Source organism: Algibacter pectinivorans (assembly GCF_900112595.1).
In the GTDB taxonomy this organism is placed as follows: Bacteria; Bacteroidota; Bacteroidia; order Flavobacteriales; family Flavobacteriaceae; genus Algibacter_B; species Algibacter_B pectinivorans.
Genome location: NZ_FOMI01000003.1, coordinates 220,609 through 236,120, shown reverse-complemented (window position 1 = coordinate 236,120; position 15,512 = coordinate 220,609). Strand labels below are relative to the sequence as shown.

Genomic DNA, 15,512 nt, shown 5'->3' with positions numbered 1-15,512 from the left:
GTCTAGTAGGTTTTATGTATAAATAAATATATATTTGCAATACATTATGATTAAAATTAAAAAAGAAATAGGAATCCCAAAGTATAAGCAAATTATCAATTCTATTGAAGATGCTATACTTGTTGGCACTCTTAAAAAAGGAGACCAAATACCGTCTATTAATAAAATTAAGGATGACAACAACCTGTCTAGAGACACAGTAATGACAGCCTTTAACGAGCTAAAAAGTAGAGGTATCATAAAATCTATAGTTGGCAAAGGCTATTACGTTAACAGTGAAAACATCAACGTTAATCAGAAAATATTTTTATTATTCGACGAATTAAATTCCTTTAAAGAAGATTTATACAATTCATTTTTAGAACACTTAGGTGATAATATTCAAGTCGATATTTTTTTTCATCACTTCAACAAAAACACCTTCGATAAGCTAATATTAGAAAATACAGGTGATTATAACTATTATGTAATCATGCCTGCTAATTTAAAAAACACAAAATCAGCGATTCAAAATTTACCAAAAGACAAAGTTTATATTTTAGACCAAACTCAAGAGGAGTTAAGAGAATATCCTGCGATTTATCAAAATTTCGAAAAGACCATTTTTAATAATCTTTCCAAAGCTATTCATCTTATAAAAAAATATAAAAAATTAATTTTATTGTTTTCTGAAGATAAACAACCTTTACCCATGAAAGCAGGGTTTATTGATTTTTGCACAAGCAACAACATGCCTTTTGATTGTATTGCAACATTAAAAAACAGGACTTTAACTAAAGGCGAATTATACATTATTCCCGAGGATAAAATCTTGCTAAAAATAATCAAACAAATGAAAAGTGAAGGTTTATTAATAGCCGAAGATATTGGCATAATATCCTATAATGACACCTTGCTTAAAGAAATTGTCTTGGGCGGAATAACAACCATTTCAACAGATTTCAACTACATGGGGAAACGTCTAGCCAAAATGATTTTAAATAAAGAACAAACTAAAATAGAGAACACTAATAATCTAATTATTAGAAGCTCGATATAACTATAAATAAGAACTAATTATGTTTTCAATTACTAAAAACGACGCCTTAAATACAATTGAAATTAAATCATTAAACCATAAGGTTTATGGCCAGATTAAGCTTAATGAAGGAGCCAGTTTACAGGAACTAACTTTAAACGGACAAGCCATAATTAAAAGCCTAGAGCCATTGCCTTATAAAGATACATACGCCTCCTCTATTCTATTTCCTTTTGCCAATAGAATAAAAGATGGACAATACACTTACAATAACAAATTATACCAATTTGAAATAAACCAAACAGAAGAAAACAACGCCTTACATGGTTTGGTTTACAACAAATCTTTTAATGTCGTTGATACTTTTACAGACAACGAGTCTGCAAGTATTAAATTAGAATATGTAGAAGAAAACGAATCTATTGGCTTTCCGTATACCTTCAAAATTCAATTAACTTATACGTTTACCAAAACTAATTTAGAGCTTGATTTTTCAGTGGAAAATACAGACTCTAAAGCTTTTCCGTTTAACTTAGGTTGGCATCCTTATTTTGTAAGCGATAATCTATCGGAAAGTATTTTAGAATTTGATTCTTCTGAAAAATTAGTCATTGGCGACCGCAATATTACTACCGGAACAGAAAAACTAGAACACTTTAAATCCCTTAAAATTGAAAACAAAAAATTAGATGATTGTTGGATTTTAGACTCTAATACTATCCAATTTTATACACCAAAGTATAAGTTATCTATATATTCTTCGGCAAAAAACAACTTTTTACAAGCGTACACGCCTCCAAAATTAAACACTATTGCCATAGAGCCTACAACCGGTGTTTCAAACAGTTTTAATAATAACATTGGGCTAGATATTTTAAAACCAAACGACACCTACTCCATTACGTGGACCTTAAATCTTGAAAACAACTAAATTATGACCAATACACTTATAAAAGAGGTTGAAGCGGCATTTTTAAAGGAATTTAAAACAACCCCGCTACTTATATTCTCTCCTGGACGAATTAATATTATTGGCGAACATACCGATTACAATGATGGCTTTGTTTTTCCGGCAGCTGTAAACAAAGGTATTGCGGCAGCAATTGAAAAAAGCGACACAGGACAATCTACCGCTATAGCTTTGGACTTAGATAGCACTATCGAATTTAACCTAGATACACTCAAACCATCAAAAGAAGGCAGTTGGGAAAATTATGTTTTTGGTGTTGTAGCCGAAATACAAAATAGAAATAAAACCATAGGCAATTTTAATATTGTGTTTAAAGGAAATATTCCTGGTGGCGCAGGTATGTCATCGTCGGCAGCACTAGAAAACAGTGTTGTATTTGGGTTAAATGAGTTGTTTCAGCTAGGTTTATCTAAAGAGGATATGATTTTAATTTCGCAAAAAGCAGAACACAATTATGTAGGTGTTAAATGCGGTATAATGGATCAATACGCTAGTATGTTTGGTAAAAAAGACCATGCATTACATTTAGATTGTAGAACCATAAAATCGAACCCTTATAAGATCGATTTTAAAGATCATCAATTAATGCTTATTAACACAAATGTAAAACATAGTTTATCTGATAGTGCTTATAACGACCGACGATCGGCTTGCGAGGCTATTTCCGAATTATTAAATATTAAAGCTTTAAGAGACGCTACCGAAGCCGATTTAGAAACGGTTAAAGACAAGGTAACTCCAGAAAATTATCAAAAAGCGCTTTATGTTATTCAAGAAAACAGAAGAACTATTAAAGCTGCAAAAGCTATTGAAAATAATGATTTAGACACCTTAGGCGCTTTAATTTATCAATCGCATGAAGGGCTTTCAAACCAATACAAAGTAAGCTGCGAGGAATTAGATTTTTTAGTGGCACAAGCTAAACAGAACAAGCACGTTTTAGGGGCCAGAATGATGGGTGGTGGCTTTGGTGGTTGCACCATAAATTTAATTGCAAAACGTGAAGCTGAAGCCTTTGCAGAAACAGCTTCTAAGGCATACAAAAAACAGTTTAATAAAGATTGCTCGGTGTATTTTATTGCACTTTCTGATGGCACACACTTAGTAAAATAAAAAAATCAACGATTTTATATTTCCAATAATGAAAAATACAGATTTACAAGATTACTCGCATAAACGCTTTAATATTTTAACTGGCGAATGGGTTTTAGTGTCTCCACATAGAGCCAAACGACCATGGCAAGGTCAAAATGAAGCGGTTAATAACGAAAAACGACCATCATACGATGCGTCATGTTACTTGTGCGCCGGAAATACAAGAATTAACGGAGAAGTAAACCCTAATTATAAAGATGTGTTTGTTTTTACAAACGATTTTGCAGCTTTACAAAACGATTCTCCTACGTTTTCGGTAAACGATGGTTTACTTGTTGCAGAAAGCGAAACTGGTATTTGTAAAGTCATTTGTTTTAGTCCAGACCACTCTAAAAGTTTAGCCGATATGTCTGCTAACGAGATTCAGCATGTAGTTTTCGCGTGGCAAAACGAGTTTAAAGCATTGGCTGCAAACCCTAAAATTAATTACGTTCAAATATTTGAAAACAAAGGTGCAGTAATGGGTTGTAGCAATCCGCATCCGCATGGTCAAATTTGGAGCCAGTCCACACTTCCTAATGAAGTTGACAAAAAAAACACACAACAGTTAAACTACTATAACAAAAATAACAGTAGCTTATTGGGCGACTATTTAACACAAGAATTAGAAAACCAAGAGCGCATTATTTTTGAAAATGATGGTTTTGTAGTTATCATTCCGTTTTGGGCGGTATGGCCTTTTGAAGCTATGATTGCTCCAAAAAGACACATGACTAACATCTTGGATATGACCGATACCGAAACACTACAATACGCCGAAGCTATTGCCGTAATAACAAAAGCTTACGATAAATTATTTAACACCTCGTTCCCGTATTCATCAGGCATTCATCAAGCGCCAACAGATGGTAATAAAAATAGTCATTGGCATTGGCACATGAGCTTTTATCCGCCACTTTTACGAAGCGCAACGGTTAAAAAATTCATGGTAGGTTACGAAATGTTTGGATCGCCTCAAAGAGACATTACAGCAGAATCTGCTGTGAAAATGTTAAAAGAACTATTATAATTAATAGGATAACCTAGATAGAAACCTCTATTTTTGTTGTCCTATTCTGATAGTTTATTTTAAATGAAAACATACGAAACTAGCTTAACGGTTACAAAAGATCATATTGACGATTTAAACCACGTTAATAACGTGCATTATGTGCAGTGGGTGCAAGATATTGCTAAAGCCCATTGGCAATCGAAAGCATCAGAAGAACTGCAAACTAAATACAGTTGGTTTCTTTTATCTCATTTTATAGAATATAAGAGCGCCGCGTTTTTAAATGACACCATAAACTTAAAAACATATATCGCAAAGGCCGAAGGTGTTACGTATACTCGCGTTGTAGAAATGCATAATGCGAGCACCAATAAATTACTTGCCAAATCCGAAACCAAATGGTGTTTTATAAATGCTAAAACGGAACGCCCTTCTAGAATTCCTAAAGAAATTACCGAATTATTTGATTAATTAGGCCGTATTATACTAAATCATAATTTCAAAAGTTATATTTTTAGGCTCAAATCTTAGCATTTATAAATGACACGTTTTTTATATTTTTCCATTACTTTACTTTTTTTAATGCTTTGGAGCTCTTGTCGTAAAGACTTTGAGTTCACTCCAAGCACAGGAACTTTACAATTTTCTAAGGACACCGTTTACTTAGACACTATTTTTACAAATATTGGATCTAGCACTTACAATTTAAAAGTATATAATAAGAGCGATAACGATATTGTTATTCCTAATATAAGCTTAAAGGAAGGCTTTAATTCCTTATACCGATTAAGTATAGACGGCATGTTGGGTGAAAATAACGGAACACCAGGATCCGAAGGAAAAGTATTTGAAAATGTAGAAGTTCTAGCCAAAGACAGTTTGTTTATCTTTATTGAAACCACGGTTGATATTGAAAATCAAGCCGCTACGGCCAATCAGTTTTTATATACCGATGCTATTGAATTTGATACGGGCAACAACCAGCAAACCGTAGAATTGGTAACCTTAGTTCAAGATGCTGTTTTTATCTTTCCAGACCGCGATAACACCACAAAAGTAATTGATACGCTTACTTTAAATATAGCAGGCGAATTAGTGGTAACCGATTTACAAGGTCGCGAATTATTACCCGACGAGCTTACATTTACCAACGAAAAACCTTATGTTATTTATGGTTTTGCAACGGTTCCTCCAAATGAAACCTTAACCATTAATGCTGGAGCACGCGTTCACTTTCATGATAATTCGGGTATTATCGTACCTAACGGCGCCTCAATACATGTAAATGGAGCTTTTAGTAACGATCAAGACCTTTTGGAAAATGAAGTGATTTTTGAAGGCGATCGTTTAGAACCTAATTTTTCTGAAACAACGGGGCAATGGGGCACTATTTGGCTATTAGATGGTAGTGTTAACAATACTATTAATTATGCTACTATTAAAAACTCAACCATAGGTATCCTATCTGATGGTAACCCAAACGAAACAAACAATAAACTAAGCATATCGAACTCTCAAATTTACAATTCTAGCAGCTTTGGAATTTTAGGAAGAAACACGTCTATATCTGGCGAAAACCTAGTTATAAATAATTCTGGTTTATCATCTTTTGCTGGAACTTTAGGCGGAAAATACAACTTCACCCACTCTACTTTAGTAAATTACTGGAACAATGGTTTTAGACAATTCCCTGCGGTTTTATTAAACAATTTTGTTTTAGATGAAGACAACAATGCAACCATTGCAGATTTAACTGAAGCTAATTTTAATAACTGTATTATCTACGGAAATGATAATCCGGAAATTCTTTTAGATGAAATTGAAGATGATGCTGTGGTATTCAATTTTAAATTCACCAATTGTTTAATTCGTTTTAATGATACGAATAACAATTACACAGGCGATAATTACAATTTTGATGACACTTTAAAGTACGAAGGAAACATTTTTAATGAACAACCAGACTTTAAGGATCCGGACTCAAACCAATTAATAATTGGAGAAGATTCTGCCGCGAATGGCCGAGGTTTAGCTACATTTTCTACCCAAGTTCCCCTAGATATTTTAAACACAAACCGAACAGGTTCTCCAGACTTAGGAGCATACCAACACGTTACTTTCCCAGAAGAGGATTAAGCATTGTTGTCTTTTATTACAACATTATTTTATTTATCTTTAGCAAATAGCTATACTAAAACTTAATAAGCGCAACCTTATTTACGGTTACATATAGCATTTAGTAACCCAATAGACTTAACCAATACATATTAATGAAACCTAATTTAAATTCTGAAATTATAGCTGTTATAGCTACCAATAATGAAGGAATAATCTACCAGTTTAATGAAGGTGCCGAAATCTTACTAGGATATTCTGCTTCAGAAATGATTGGTTTAAAAACAGTCAATTCTTTTCTGGTTGATAAAGAAGTTAAAAAATTTAAAAAAGACATTGCTTTAAAATACAACAGCAAGGATTCAGATTTCGATCCTTATAAATTATTAGCTAAATATAACGGTTACGATGCTCGCGAATGTACTATAGTTAAAAAAGATGGCGCCACATTTATTTCGCTTTCCACACTAACACCCTTAATAAACGAAAGTGGAAAAAACATTGGTTTTATTAGAATTATAAAAAATATAACCAATCAAAAACATATTGAGGCCGAACTATTAAGAAAAAATCAGGTTTTAAATTCTGCCGAAAAAATTACCATGATGGGAAATTGGCAGTGGAACCTTATTACCAATGATGTGACTTGGTCTAGTAACTTATATAACATCTTTGAGGTGCACCCTAATAAAAAATTAACTTACGATACGTATTTTAGTTTTGTTCATCCTGATGATAAAGCACTAGTAACCAATTCGGTTGAAAAGTCTTTAAACGATAAGTTTTTTTACGACCTTTTGCATCGCATTAAAACCACAAGTGGTAAAACCAAAACAATCCAACTACTTGGCGAACTTATTACGGACAAAGCAGGCAATATTATTGAAATAATTGGCACCTGCCAAGATGTAACCGAGCAAAGAATGGCAGAAATTAAGTTTAAAGGACTACTAGAATCTGCACCAGATGCCATGGTAATTGTAAACGAACTTGGAAACATTCAGTTAATTAATAAGCAAGCAGAAAAATTATTTGGTTACCACGCCGAAGAATTAATAAATCAACCTGTAGAAATACTTATACCACAAAGGTATAGTCATCATACAACGCATCGTAAAACCTTTTTTGAAACACCCAAAACAAGAGAAATGGGTGAAGGCAAGGAGCTTTACGGTATTAATAAAAAAGGAAAAGAAATACCTATTCAAATTAGTTTAAGTCCGCTAAAAACGGAAGAAGGTCTTCTTGTTTCGGCTGCTATTAGAGATATTACATTTCAGAAAAAAGCAGAAAACAAAATTTTACAAGCCAATGAAAACTTAGAACTTTTAGCAAATAAGCTTACTTCTCAAAATATTCAATTGGCAGATTTTGCACACATTACTTCACATAATTTACGGGCTCCGGTAAGTAACCTAAATTCTTTATTGGATTTTTACAAAGCGGCAAAATCAGAGGAAGAAAGAACCATCTTATTTGATAAGTTCGAAACGGTAATAAATCATCTTACACTAACACTCAACACATTAATTGAGGCCTTAAAAACTAAAGATGGACGCTCTAAACCTATGGAGTTATTATCTTTTAACGATGTTTTAAACAAAACCAAAGAGATTTTATCTGGTCAAATTTTAAAAACCAACACTAAAATAGTTTGTGATTTTTCAGAAAAACCAAATATTAAATATAATAAAGTATATTTAGAAAGTATTTTTCTTAATTTAGTAAGCAATGCCATAAAGTATAAATCCAAAGATAGAACTCCAGAAATTTTTATTCAATCTGTTGTTGAAGACGGCATTGAAAAACTCAAATTTAAAGATAATGGTTTAGGCATCAACCTAGAAAGACATGGACATAAAGTTTTTGGGTTAAATAAAGTGTTCCATAGACATCCGGAAGCTAAAGGCGTAGGTTTGTTTATGACCAAAGTACAAGTGGAATCTATGGGAGGAACAATATCGGTTGAAAGTGTAGTAAATGAAGGGTCTACATTCAATATAAATTTTAATAAATAAAGATGAGTAAAAACTTAAGCTTTTGCGTAGTTGATGATGATGATATCTATCAATACACCATCAAAAAAACAATACAATCTCTTGATTTTGACAATAGCGTTATCGCGTTTTCTGATGGTGAAGAGGCAATAAACTTTATGATTGAAAATCTTAATAAGGAAGATGAACTTCCTGATATTATTTTATTAGATATTAATATGCCTATTATGGATGGTTTCCAATTTATGGAAGAATACATAAAGATTAAGCCTAATTTAGGAAAGAAGATTACAATTTATATGGTATCTTCTTCGGTAGATAACGCCGATCTTGAAAGAGCGAAAAAGATTAGCGAGATTTCAGATTATATTATAAAACCCATAAAACGTGGTAGAATACAAACCATTGTGGACAACTTAATTGCAAACCAATAGCTATTATTTACTTTAAGCACCATTAATTACGCCACCAAATATTTAGCTAAAACTTTAGATATTTTTTGCCCTGTATTGCTTTCGTAATAGGAATACCCCGGCATTGGATTTACCTCAAAACAATATACATCGCCATTATCAGTAAATCTTAAATCGATACCGCTAAAATCTAATTTAAGTGCAGCACTAACGTTTACACATGCGTTTTTTATGGCATCTGAAATTTTGAAAGGCTCCAATTCGGTTTCGCCACCATCCTTTCTAGCATAACGATAATCGACACCTGTGGTTAGTATTTTAGTGGCTATAACCTCTTTTCCTATAACATGAACCCGAACATCGAAACCAGATAAACGTGCTTGAAATTGAACCGGGCAATACTTTATTTTATTTAACCTTTCGGTATCAGTAGGGTCGAACTCCTTTACAATGGAACGTATGCCACTAATAGATTTATAAATTATAGATTTATGGGCTGCATTAAAAGCTAAAACAGCTTTTGGATTATTGGTAATTAAAGTTGGAGGCGTTTTTAATCCGTAGCGCTTAATTATTTGTGCTTGGTACGGTTTACTACTATTACTATACATGTTGCTGTGCCTATTAACAACCTTAGCATTTGTAACTTCCAACCATTCAAATAAAGATTCGTGTAGCATTTTACATCTAGCCTTAGTTTTTTCATCTTTGCCCTCCATTTCTGGTAGGTTATTTTCGCTCATAAACCGAGAATACACACTCTTAAAACTCGATAAATCATAGCTGCAGTTGGACATATACAATTTTCCTTTAGGCACACCATTAACAAACTTCCAATCAATTTCTGTGTTTTCAAAATGTCTTTGATTAAAAACAACAACCTGTGCATCTGTTTCCATTAAAGCATCTTTAACTTTCGAGATTGGGCTTTCACTAGGTATACCACATAATAATACCATTTTAGTTTTCATAAATAATGTGTTTTAAAATAGCAATTAATTTAGCGCCATACTTACTAAGTTCTGGATAAGTATTGGCACTTAAAAATTGGGTTTCATCCTGTTTATTTATATAAATTTCTAACAAAGGTGTTTGGGCGAGCATAGAGAGTTTTATACAATGTTCAATCAAGGTTTTATTACGGTAATTTGTAATTACCTTTGTACCAACTACAAGTACAGGTTCTATTAGTGCAGTAGCCTCTGAAGATGCAGAATTAAATCCTGCTTTAAAGGCAGCATTAGCCCATTGTTGTTTAGACCAAAACACACCACTTAAACTATAACCTTTTCCTGGGTTGTAAATACGTCCTTTTTTACTAACCTGGGCTAACCAACTCATCATTAAGGCATTCATTTCAGATTGTACGTACTGGCGTTCGGGCTCTTTGGCTTTATCCCAAATTGGTGCTATAGCCATTTGTGTTCTATTAAACAGAAAATTGAGGTTGCTATTGGTTATTTCTAGCCCTTTTTTTGTTTTAATATAAAACAGGTCTTCATCATTATTAATATGTTGTGTCCATTCTTCGGCCATTAGCAACTCTTCCGGACTCACCAATTCTATATCAACATGGCTTTTTTTAAGCTCCAAATAAAGCCAAATGGCATCGCTATCTTGTGGATGACTTAATATTACATTCATAATAGGTAATTAATTAAAAACCTTAAAAACAAATAGCTACTTTGCTTTTAATATTTGTTTCTAAGGTTTTATTAAAAGTGACTAACTCAAAAATTATTTGCCGTATTACATCATACTGTCAGCAATATCTTTATTCATTTTTTCTTGCATCGCTGCAATATCCTGTTCATTAGTTAAAGCGCCCGATGATAAATCTGGCCGTAAATCTGAACCAATAAAAGCAGTTAATGCAGATAAACTTTGTTCTATTTGCGACAAGCGATCTTCAATTGTATTTCCGCCAGTATTAAAGTTACCTAAACCTGGTTTATAGTTATCCGAGATCTCTCTTAGCTTATTACCGCCATCAAAAGGTTTATCTAGCTTATCTGTAATAGGCTTATCTACTTTATCTGGCATAATGCCTTTATTATCTGGCAATTCCTTATAGAACTCTTTTTTAATTTCTTTTATTTCTTTTTTAAACTCTTTACTTTCTACCTTTTCAATCTTTTCCAGCTTTTCCTTTTTAATTTCCTTGTTTTCCTTTTTCTCTAGCTTTTCTAATTTTTCACTTTTTTCGAGCTTTTCAAGTTTAATTTCTTTAGCTTCTTTATTAATATCTTTAAAATCTTTTAAAACACTTTTAGATTTAATACATAAAGAAATATTCAACTCGCTTAAAACATGCGAAATCGGATTAATATAGGTGTAACCAGAATCGTTACCTGCAAAAAGCAACCCTATTACCTTATTATCGGCATCTACAACCACAGAACCCGAATCGCCTTTAGCACTAAATTTTGGGTTTACATTTTCGTCGGGTCTTATACCAATTTGATCGGTTAAAGTTTTAACACCAATGGTGTCTCCGTAGTTAACATTTACGGTGGCATTTATAGCATCAACAAAACCTTCGGTAAATAGTGTTGTTCTACCCCGTTTTCTTACTGCCGAATTTAAAACAGCCGATGCCGTTCCTTTTACATCGCCTATATCTACAATAGAACAGTCGTGCGGTCTGCCACTTAAAGTGGAAATAGCACCATCTACATGTCCGCTTAAAACAGCGCGTTCTAAAGCTCCTACTCTATCGGTTCCTGGCGAACCTGTATCCACACGACTTGGTTGGCACATAAAATCGCCAACACTCCATGTATTATCCACACACATAACATGATAATTACTTAATAGTACGGGGTTGTTTGTAACATTATCTTTAGCAATACAGCCTAAAGTTCCTGTAAATACATAGCCTGAAATAGTACGTTCTGGCCCGATGCTAATTCCGCCTTGTACCGTGGCATACGTAGTGGTATCGGCTTGTAATGAAATGTTTTCTAGTTTTTGAGAGAACACCTGAGGGAAAACTTCCATTTCAATAACATCTGTTTTAATACCGTTTATTGTTTCCGGAATTTTATCTTTTGAAGCAACCGTTTTCTTTTTTTGTTTTACATGTACCCTAATGGTAATTTCATCGGTACGTTTACCATCTGTGTACTTATAGCCTACATCGACTCCTGTTACGCCTTTTAGTTTAAATAAAGCAGCTTCGGCAGATTGCTTTTCCTTAATAATGTCGTTTAATGCTTTCATTTTAATGGGGTTTTAATTCTACATAGTTTTACAGTTTTAATTAATTATTGAGGGAAAATGGTTTTATATGTTACGCTAATTGCTATACCGTCTATAGATTCGGGGATATTTAAATCTTTAATGGTTACGTTTTCAGAATTCACTAAAACCCTAATACATAAATCGCTGGTGTACACACCGTCTTTTTTTAAAGATGCTATTTCTATACCTGTTACGTTAGGATAATCTATAACCTGCGCTTGTATAGTTTTAAAAACTTCTTTAACTTTAAAGTAATTTTTCATGAGTGTGTTTAATTGATAAAACCAAATTTAGTTTTAAAAACAAGGGCTTAAAAGAGGAAATAGCCTGATAACACACAAGGATTACACCTCATTTTTATAAGGGTTTTTCCTGTATTTGAATAACAAGTAACACTAATACCTTATATTTTTTCAAATTTTGAAATTGCTTTATACTTATTAATTTAGATAATATATTAAAGGCTACATGATACATTTAATAGTAGGAAATACAGGCGCTGGCAAAACAACCTATGCTAAGGCGTTAAAAGAAAAAACAAAGGGTATTGTCTTTTCTATTGATGCCTGGAATAAAACGCTATTTCTTGAAGATAAAAAGCCAGAGGATGGTTTAGAATGGTTTTTAGAACGCATTGAAAGAGCCGAAAAAATGATTTTAAATGTAGTAGAGCAATTGGAAGACGCTAAAACAGATGCCATTCTAGATTTAGGCCTATCAAAATTTGAACATCGAGAGAAATTTAGACGCTTTGCAAAGGCCAATGGCTACCAAATAAAACTTCACTTTTTAGATATACCAAAAGCCATTCGCCAAAAACGAGTTATGAAACGCAATACTGAAAAAGGCGACACTTTTGAGTTTGAGGTAACCCAAGAAAATTTCGACTTTATGGAAACTTGGTTTGAAACACCCGCTAAAACAGAACTTGAAAATGGTATAATTATAAAGGAATAAAAAAACTATTTAATTCCTAATACTTACCCATTACTTCCATAAAGCTCAGGCAATAGGCCTATTACCTATTTATAGTCTTGTTATTAATAAAAATGTTAAGCTTTAATTAACATTTACAGGACATCTAAACCAAATTTTCCTACGTAAATCTAGTATAAACCAAAAAAACAAATCAAACAAAAACCCTTATAGATTTATGGACATACAAGTTTACCTTCGTAAAATTAATTTCATTATCAAAAAATCAATCCATTCTACTAAAACTTTTTTTCGTTATCAATTAACTCCCGAAAATTCTCAAAACAACTTTGTTTCCCTAAGCACTTTTTTATTCATGGCTTTAGGGCTTTCTTTTTTCTGGGTATTTCATAACGATTTCGAGCAGTTTAACGCCAATAAATTTAGCACCACAATTGGTTATGCTTTTGGCGTTGTAGCCTTTAGTTTTATGGCGTACAAAGTGTTACTATTTTTATACATGGTTTATAACTTTTTTAAATATAAACCTATTGAAGCTGTTCCAGATACCGACTTGCCAACATGTACGGTTATTGTACCAGCTTATAACGAAGGTAAACAGGTTTATGATACTTTAATGAGTTTAGCTGAAAGTGATTACCCAGAAGAAAAACTACAACTTATTGCCATTGACGATGGTAGTAAAGACGATACTTGGACATGGATACAAAATGCTAAAGAAAAATTAGGAGACCGTTTAGAAATATACAAACAACCACATAATCAAGGAAAACGACACGCCCTTTACCGTGGTTTTAATGTAGGAACAGGCGATATTTATGTTACCGTAGATAGCGACTCTATTGTAAACACCGATACTATTAAACTTTTAGTAAGTCCGTTTGTACATAACGAGCAATGTGGTGCCGTAGCAGGAAACATTCGTGTTTTAAACAATAAAAAGGCAACGCTACCTAAAATGCTAGATGTTAGTTTTGTATTAAGTTTCGAGTTTGTAAGATCTGCCGAAAGTAATTTAAACTCGGTGCTTTGTACACCTGGTGCTTTAGCAGCTTACCGCAGTACAGCAGTGCATAACTGTTTACCACAATGGATTAACCAAACGTTTATGGGTACACCATCGGATATTGGTGAAGATCGCGCCATGACCAACATGATATTAAAACAAGGTAAACATGTGCTGTTTCAAAAAAATGCTATTGCTTACACCAATGTACCAGAGGAATATACAGGTTTATATAAAATGTTTATTAGATGGGGACGCAGTAATGTGCGCGAAAATTTAGAAATGGCTAAATATGTGTTTACTAATTTTAGACCCGATTCTAAATTCGGAACACGTTTATTATTTATTAGTCAGTTTTCTAAAATTTTAATGAGCTTTCCGTTTTTATTTTTCATGTTATACTTTGTACTTGTACACCCGTTATTATTTGTAGGCTCTACACTAGTAACTATTTTAGTACTTGCTACATTTCCGGTGTTGTTCTTTGCACATAGATACAGATCTTTCGAGGCATTTTGGGCTTATTCGTACAGCATTTTATACACCTTTGGCTTGTTCTGGATTACACCCTACGCTATTGCTACTGCAAACAAAAGTGGGTGGCTAACAAGAGAACTAGCAGATAAAAAAGTGGCTAAGGTTTAGAAGAGTCATTTTAGTTTTTACAATTTACAAACACCAACCATAATGACACCTAAATTATGGTTGGTTTTTTTATACCCTTTTTATACGCGTGCTTTTCTTGCTTTCTACAATTTGTAATTTTCTTACATAAAAAATAATTATATTTACGGGATAACAATAACTAAAAAGTTATTTTATCCTGACCTATTTGCGGGATATGAGTAATGAAAGTTATTATATAACGTGTTGTGGTTAATTTGACATACCAATGAAAATAAGACTAATCTTAATATTTCTATTTACCATTGTCCAAACTTCTTGGGCTCAAGATTGTGATTTTGTAATACGGAATTTGTCGAATATTCTAAATGGAAAATCGGAACTTATTGACAAATCGGAATATGATAAAGTTGTTAGAATTTCAGAAAAATTTATTGATTTTAAGCCAATATCTGAAATTGAACTGACCAAAAAATATCCTGAAATTTTCAAACTTAAAGACTCTTGCTATACATTTCGAGCAAATGCTAATAATGGAATTGGAATAAAAACACCTGAATTAAAAGCGTGTAAATATTTATTAAAAGAAAAAGGATATTCAAATTACGAATTTAAGGGAACTTATTGCGGAAACGCATTAATTGAAATTACTGAATTTGAGGGTTGGGGATTTTTATCAGTTGACTTGAAAAACGGACTGACTTGTTTTACAATGGGAAAACCTTTGACTTCAAATGGAGAAGCAACCATTTCTCACTCAAACTATTATGGAGAAGAAGAAATTGCATTAACGGATTTAAAAACGAAAGAACAGTACGTTATTGGAATTCAAGGTTGGAGAACGATTGAATCTAAAGTTTTAAATAATAGTTACTATTTAAAACTTGAATCTGAATTTCAAACAAGTTGCGAAAAGGAAATAAAATATTTGAAAGTGGAAATAAAAAACTAACCACAACAAAGAACTGAGTTAAAAAACAAGTAACTTTAAGCTAATTTTTAAACAAAGTTTTCGTCATAAGGCAATCCGCTTTTTGCAATAGT

The 15,512-nt window shown here is 32.7% G+C and carries 15 protein-coding genes; 11 read left to right on the top strand and 4 right to left on the bottom strand.

The annotated features are described in order from the left end of the window. The first annotated feature begins 46 nt into the window (after positions 1 to 46). From BMY96_RS06085 to BMY96_RS06050, 8 genes are all read left to right on the top strand, one after another. Positions 47 to 1,039, top strand: coding sequence for a GntR family transcriptional regulator (locus tag BMY96_RS06085; RefSeq protein ID WP_092850388.1), 993 nt, complete (start codon positions 47 to 49; stop codon positions 1,037 to 1,039). 19 nt (positions 1,040 to 1,058) lie between these two features. Beyond that, positions 1,059 to 1,949 (top strand): aldose 1-epimerase, encoded by an 891-nt coding sequence (locus BMY96_RS06080; protein ID WP_092850385.1) that lies wholly within the window; start codon positions 1,059 to 1,061, stop codon positions 1,947 to 1,949. 3 nt (positions 1,950 to 1,952) lie between these two features. Beyond that, the gene (gene galK / locus BMY96_RS06075) at positions 1,953 to 3,101 is read left to right on the top strand and encodes a galactokinase (protein ID WP_092850382.1); all 1,149 of its coding nucleotides are present in this window, start codon (positions 1,953 to 1,955) and stop codon (positions 3,099 to 3,101) included. 28 nt (positions 3,102 to 3,129) lie between these two features. Continuing rightward, positions 3,130 to 4,152 (top strand): UDP-glucose--hexose-1-phosphate uridylyltransferase, encoded by a 1,023-nt coding sequence (locus tag BMY96_RS06070; protein ID WP_092850378.1) that lies wholly within the window; start codon positions 3,130 to 3,132, stop codon positions 4,150 to 4,152. 63 nt (positions 4,153 to 4,215) lie between these two features. Continuing rightward, the gene (locus BMY96_RS06065) at positions 4,216 to 4,605 is read left to right on the top strand and encodes an acyl-CoA thioesterase (protein WP_092850375.1); all 390 of its coding nucleotides are present in this window, start codon (positions 4,216 to 4,218) and stop codon (positions 4,603 to 4,605) included. 69 nt (positions 4,606 to 4,674) lie between these two features. Next, complete coding sequence (locus BMY96_RS06060; protein ID WP_092850372.1) at positions 4,675 to 6,270, top strand: hypothetical protein; 1,596 nt, start codon at positions 4,675 to 4,677, stop codon at positions 6,268 to 6,270. A 134-nt stretch (positions 6,271 to 6,404) separates the two neighbouring features. Next, the gene (locus BMY96_RS06055; RefSeq protein ID WP_092850370.1) at positions 6,405 to 8,267 is read left to right on the top strand and encodes a sensor histidine kinase; all 1,863 of its coding nucleotides are present in this window, start codon (positions 6,405 to 6,407) and stop codon (positions 8,265 to 8,267) included. 2 nt (positions 8,268 to 8,269) lie between these two features. After that, positions 8,270 to 8,680: a response regulator gene (locus BMY96_RS06050; protein ID WP_092850367.1), complete on the top strand. Its 411-nt coding sequence runs from the start codon at positions 8,270 to 8,272 to the stop codon at positions 8,678 to 8,680. 26 nt (positions 8,681 to 8,706) lie between these two features. Here the strand turns inward: BMY96_RS06050 and BMY96_RS06045 are convergent, their stop codons facing one another. The 4 genes from BMY96_RS06045 to BMY96_RS06030 form a co-directional block, all read right to left on the bottom strand. Then, positions 8,707 to 9,630 (bottom strand): ATP-grasp domain-containing protein, encoded by a 924-nt coding sequence (locus BMY96_RS06045; RefSeq protein ID WP_092850365.1) that lies wholly within the window; start codon positions 9,628 to 9,630, stop codon positions 8,707 to 8,709. Then, on the bottom strand, positions 9,620 to 10,303 hold the full coding sequence (locus tag BMY96_RS06040) for a hypothetical protein (RefSeq protein WP_092850363.1): 684 nt from the start codon (positions 10,301 to 10,303) through the stop codon (positions 9,620 to 9,622). Before BMY96_RS06040 ends, BMY96_RS06045 begins: the two co-directional genes overlap by 11 nt. A 105-nt stretch (positions 10,304 to 10,408) precedes the next feature. After that, positions 10,409 to 11,881 (bottom strand): chymotrypsin family serine protease, encoded by a 1,473-nt coding sequence (locus BMY96_RS06035; protein ID WP_092850360.1) that lies wholly within the window; start codon positions 11,879 to 11,881, stop codon positions 10,409 to 10,411. A 44-nt stretch (positions 11,882 to 11,925) separates the two neighbouring features. Beyond that, on the bottom strand, positions 11,926 to 12,165 hold the full coding sequence (locus tag BMY96_RS06030) for a hypothetical protein (RefSeq protein WP_092850358.1): 240 nt from the start codon (positions 12,163 to 12,165) through the stop codon (positions 11,926 to 11,928). Positions 12,166 to 12,370: 205 nt separating this feature from the next. Between BMY96_RS06030 and BMY96_RS06025 the strand changes: the two genes are divergently transcribed. The 3 genes from BMY96_RS06025 to BMY96_RS06015 all read left to right on the top strand — a co-directional run bounded on the left by BMY96_RS06025 (position 12,371) and on the right by BMY96_RS06015 (position 15,420). Then, entirely contained in the window at positions 12,371 to 12,859 is a 489-nt protein-coding gene (locus tag BMY96_RS06025; RefSeq protein WP_092850356.1) for a P-loop nucleotide/nucleoside kinase family protein, read from the top strand. A 196-nt stretch (positions 12,860 to 13,055) separates the two neighbouring features. Next, positions 13,056 to 14,489 (top strand): glycosyltransferase family 2 protein, encoded by a 1,434-nt coding sequence (locus tag BMY96_RS06020; RefSeq protein WP_092850353.1) that lies wholly within the window; start codon positions 13,056 to 13,058, stop codon positions 14,487 to 14,489. A gap of 247 nt (positions 14,490 to 14,736) precedes the next feature. Then, complete coding sequence (locus tag BMY96_RS06015) at positions 14,737 to 15,420, top strand: hypothetical protein (RefSeq protein ID WP_092850351.1); 684 nt, start codon at positions 14,737 to 14,739, stop codon at positions 15,418 to 15,420. Positions 15,421 to 15,512 lie beyond the last annotated feature (92 nt).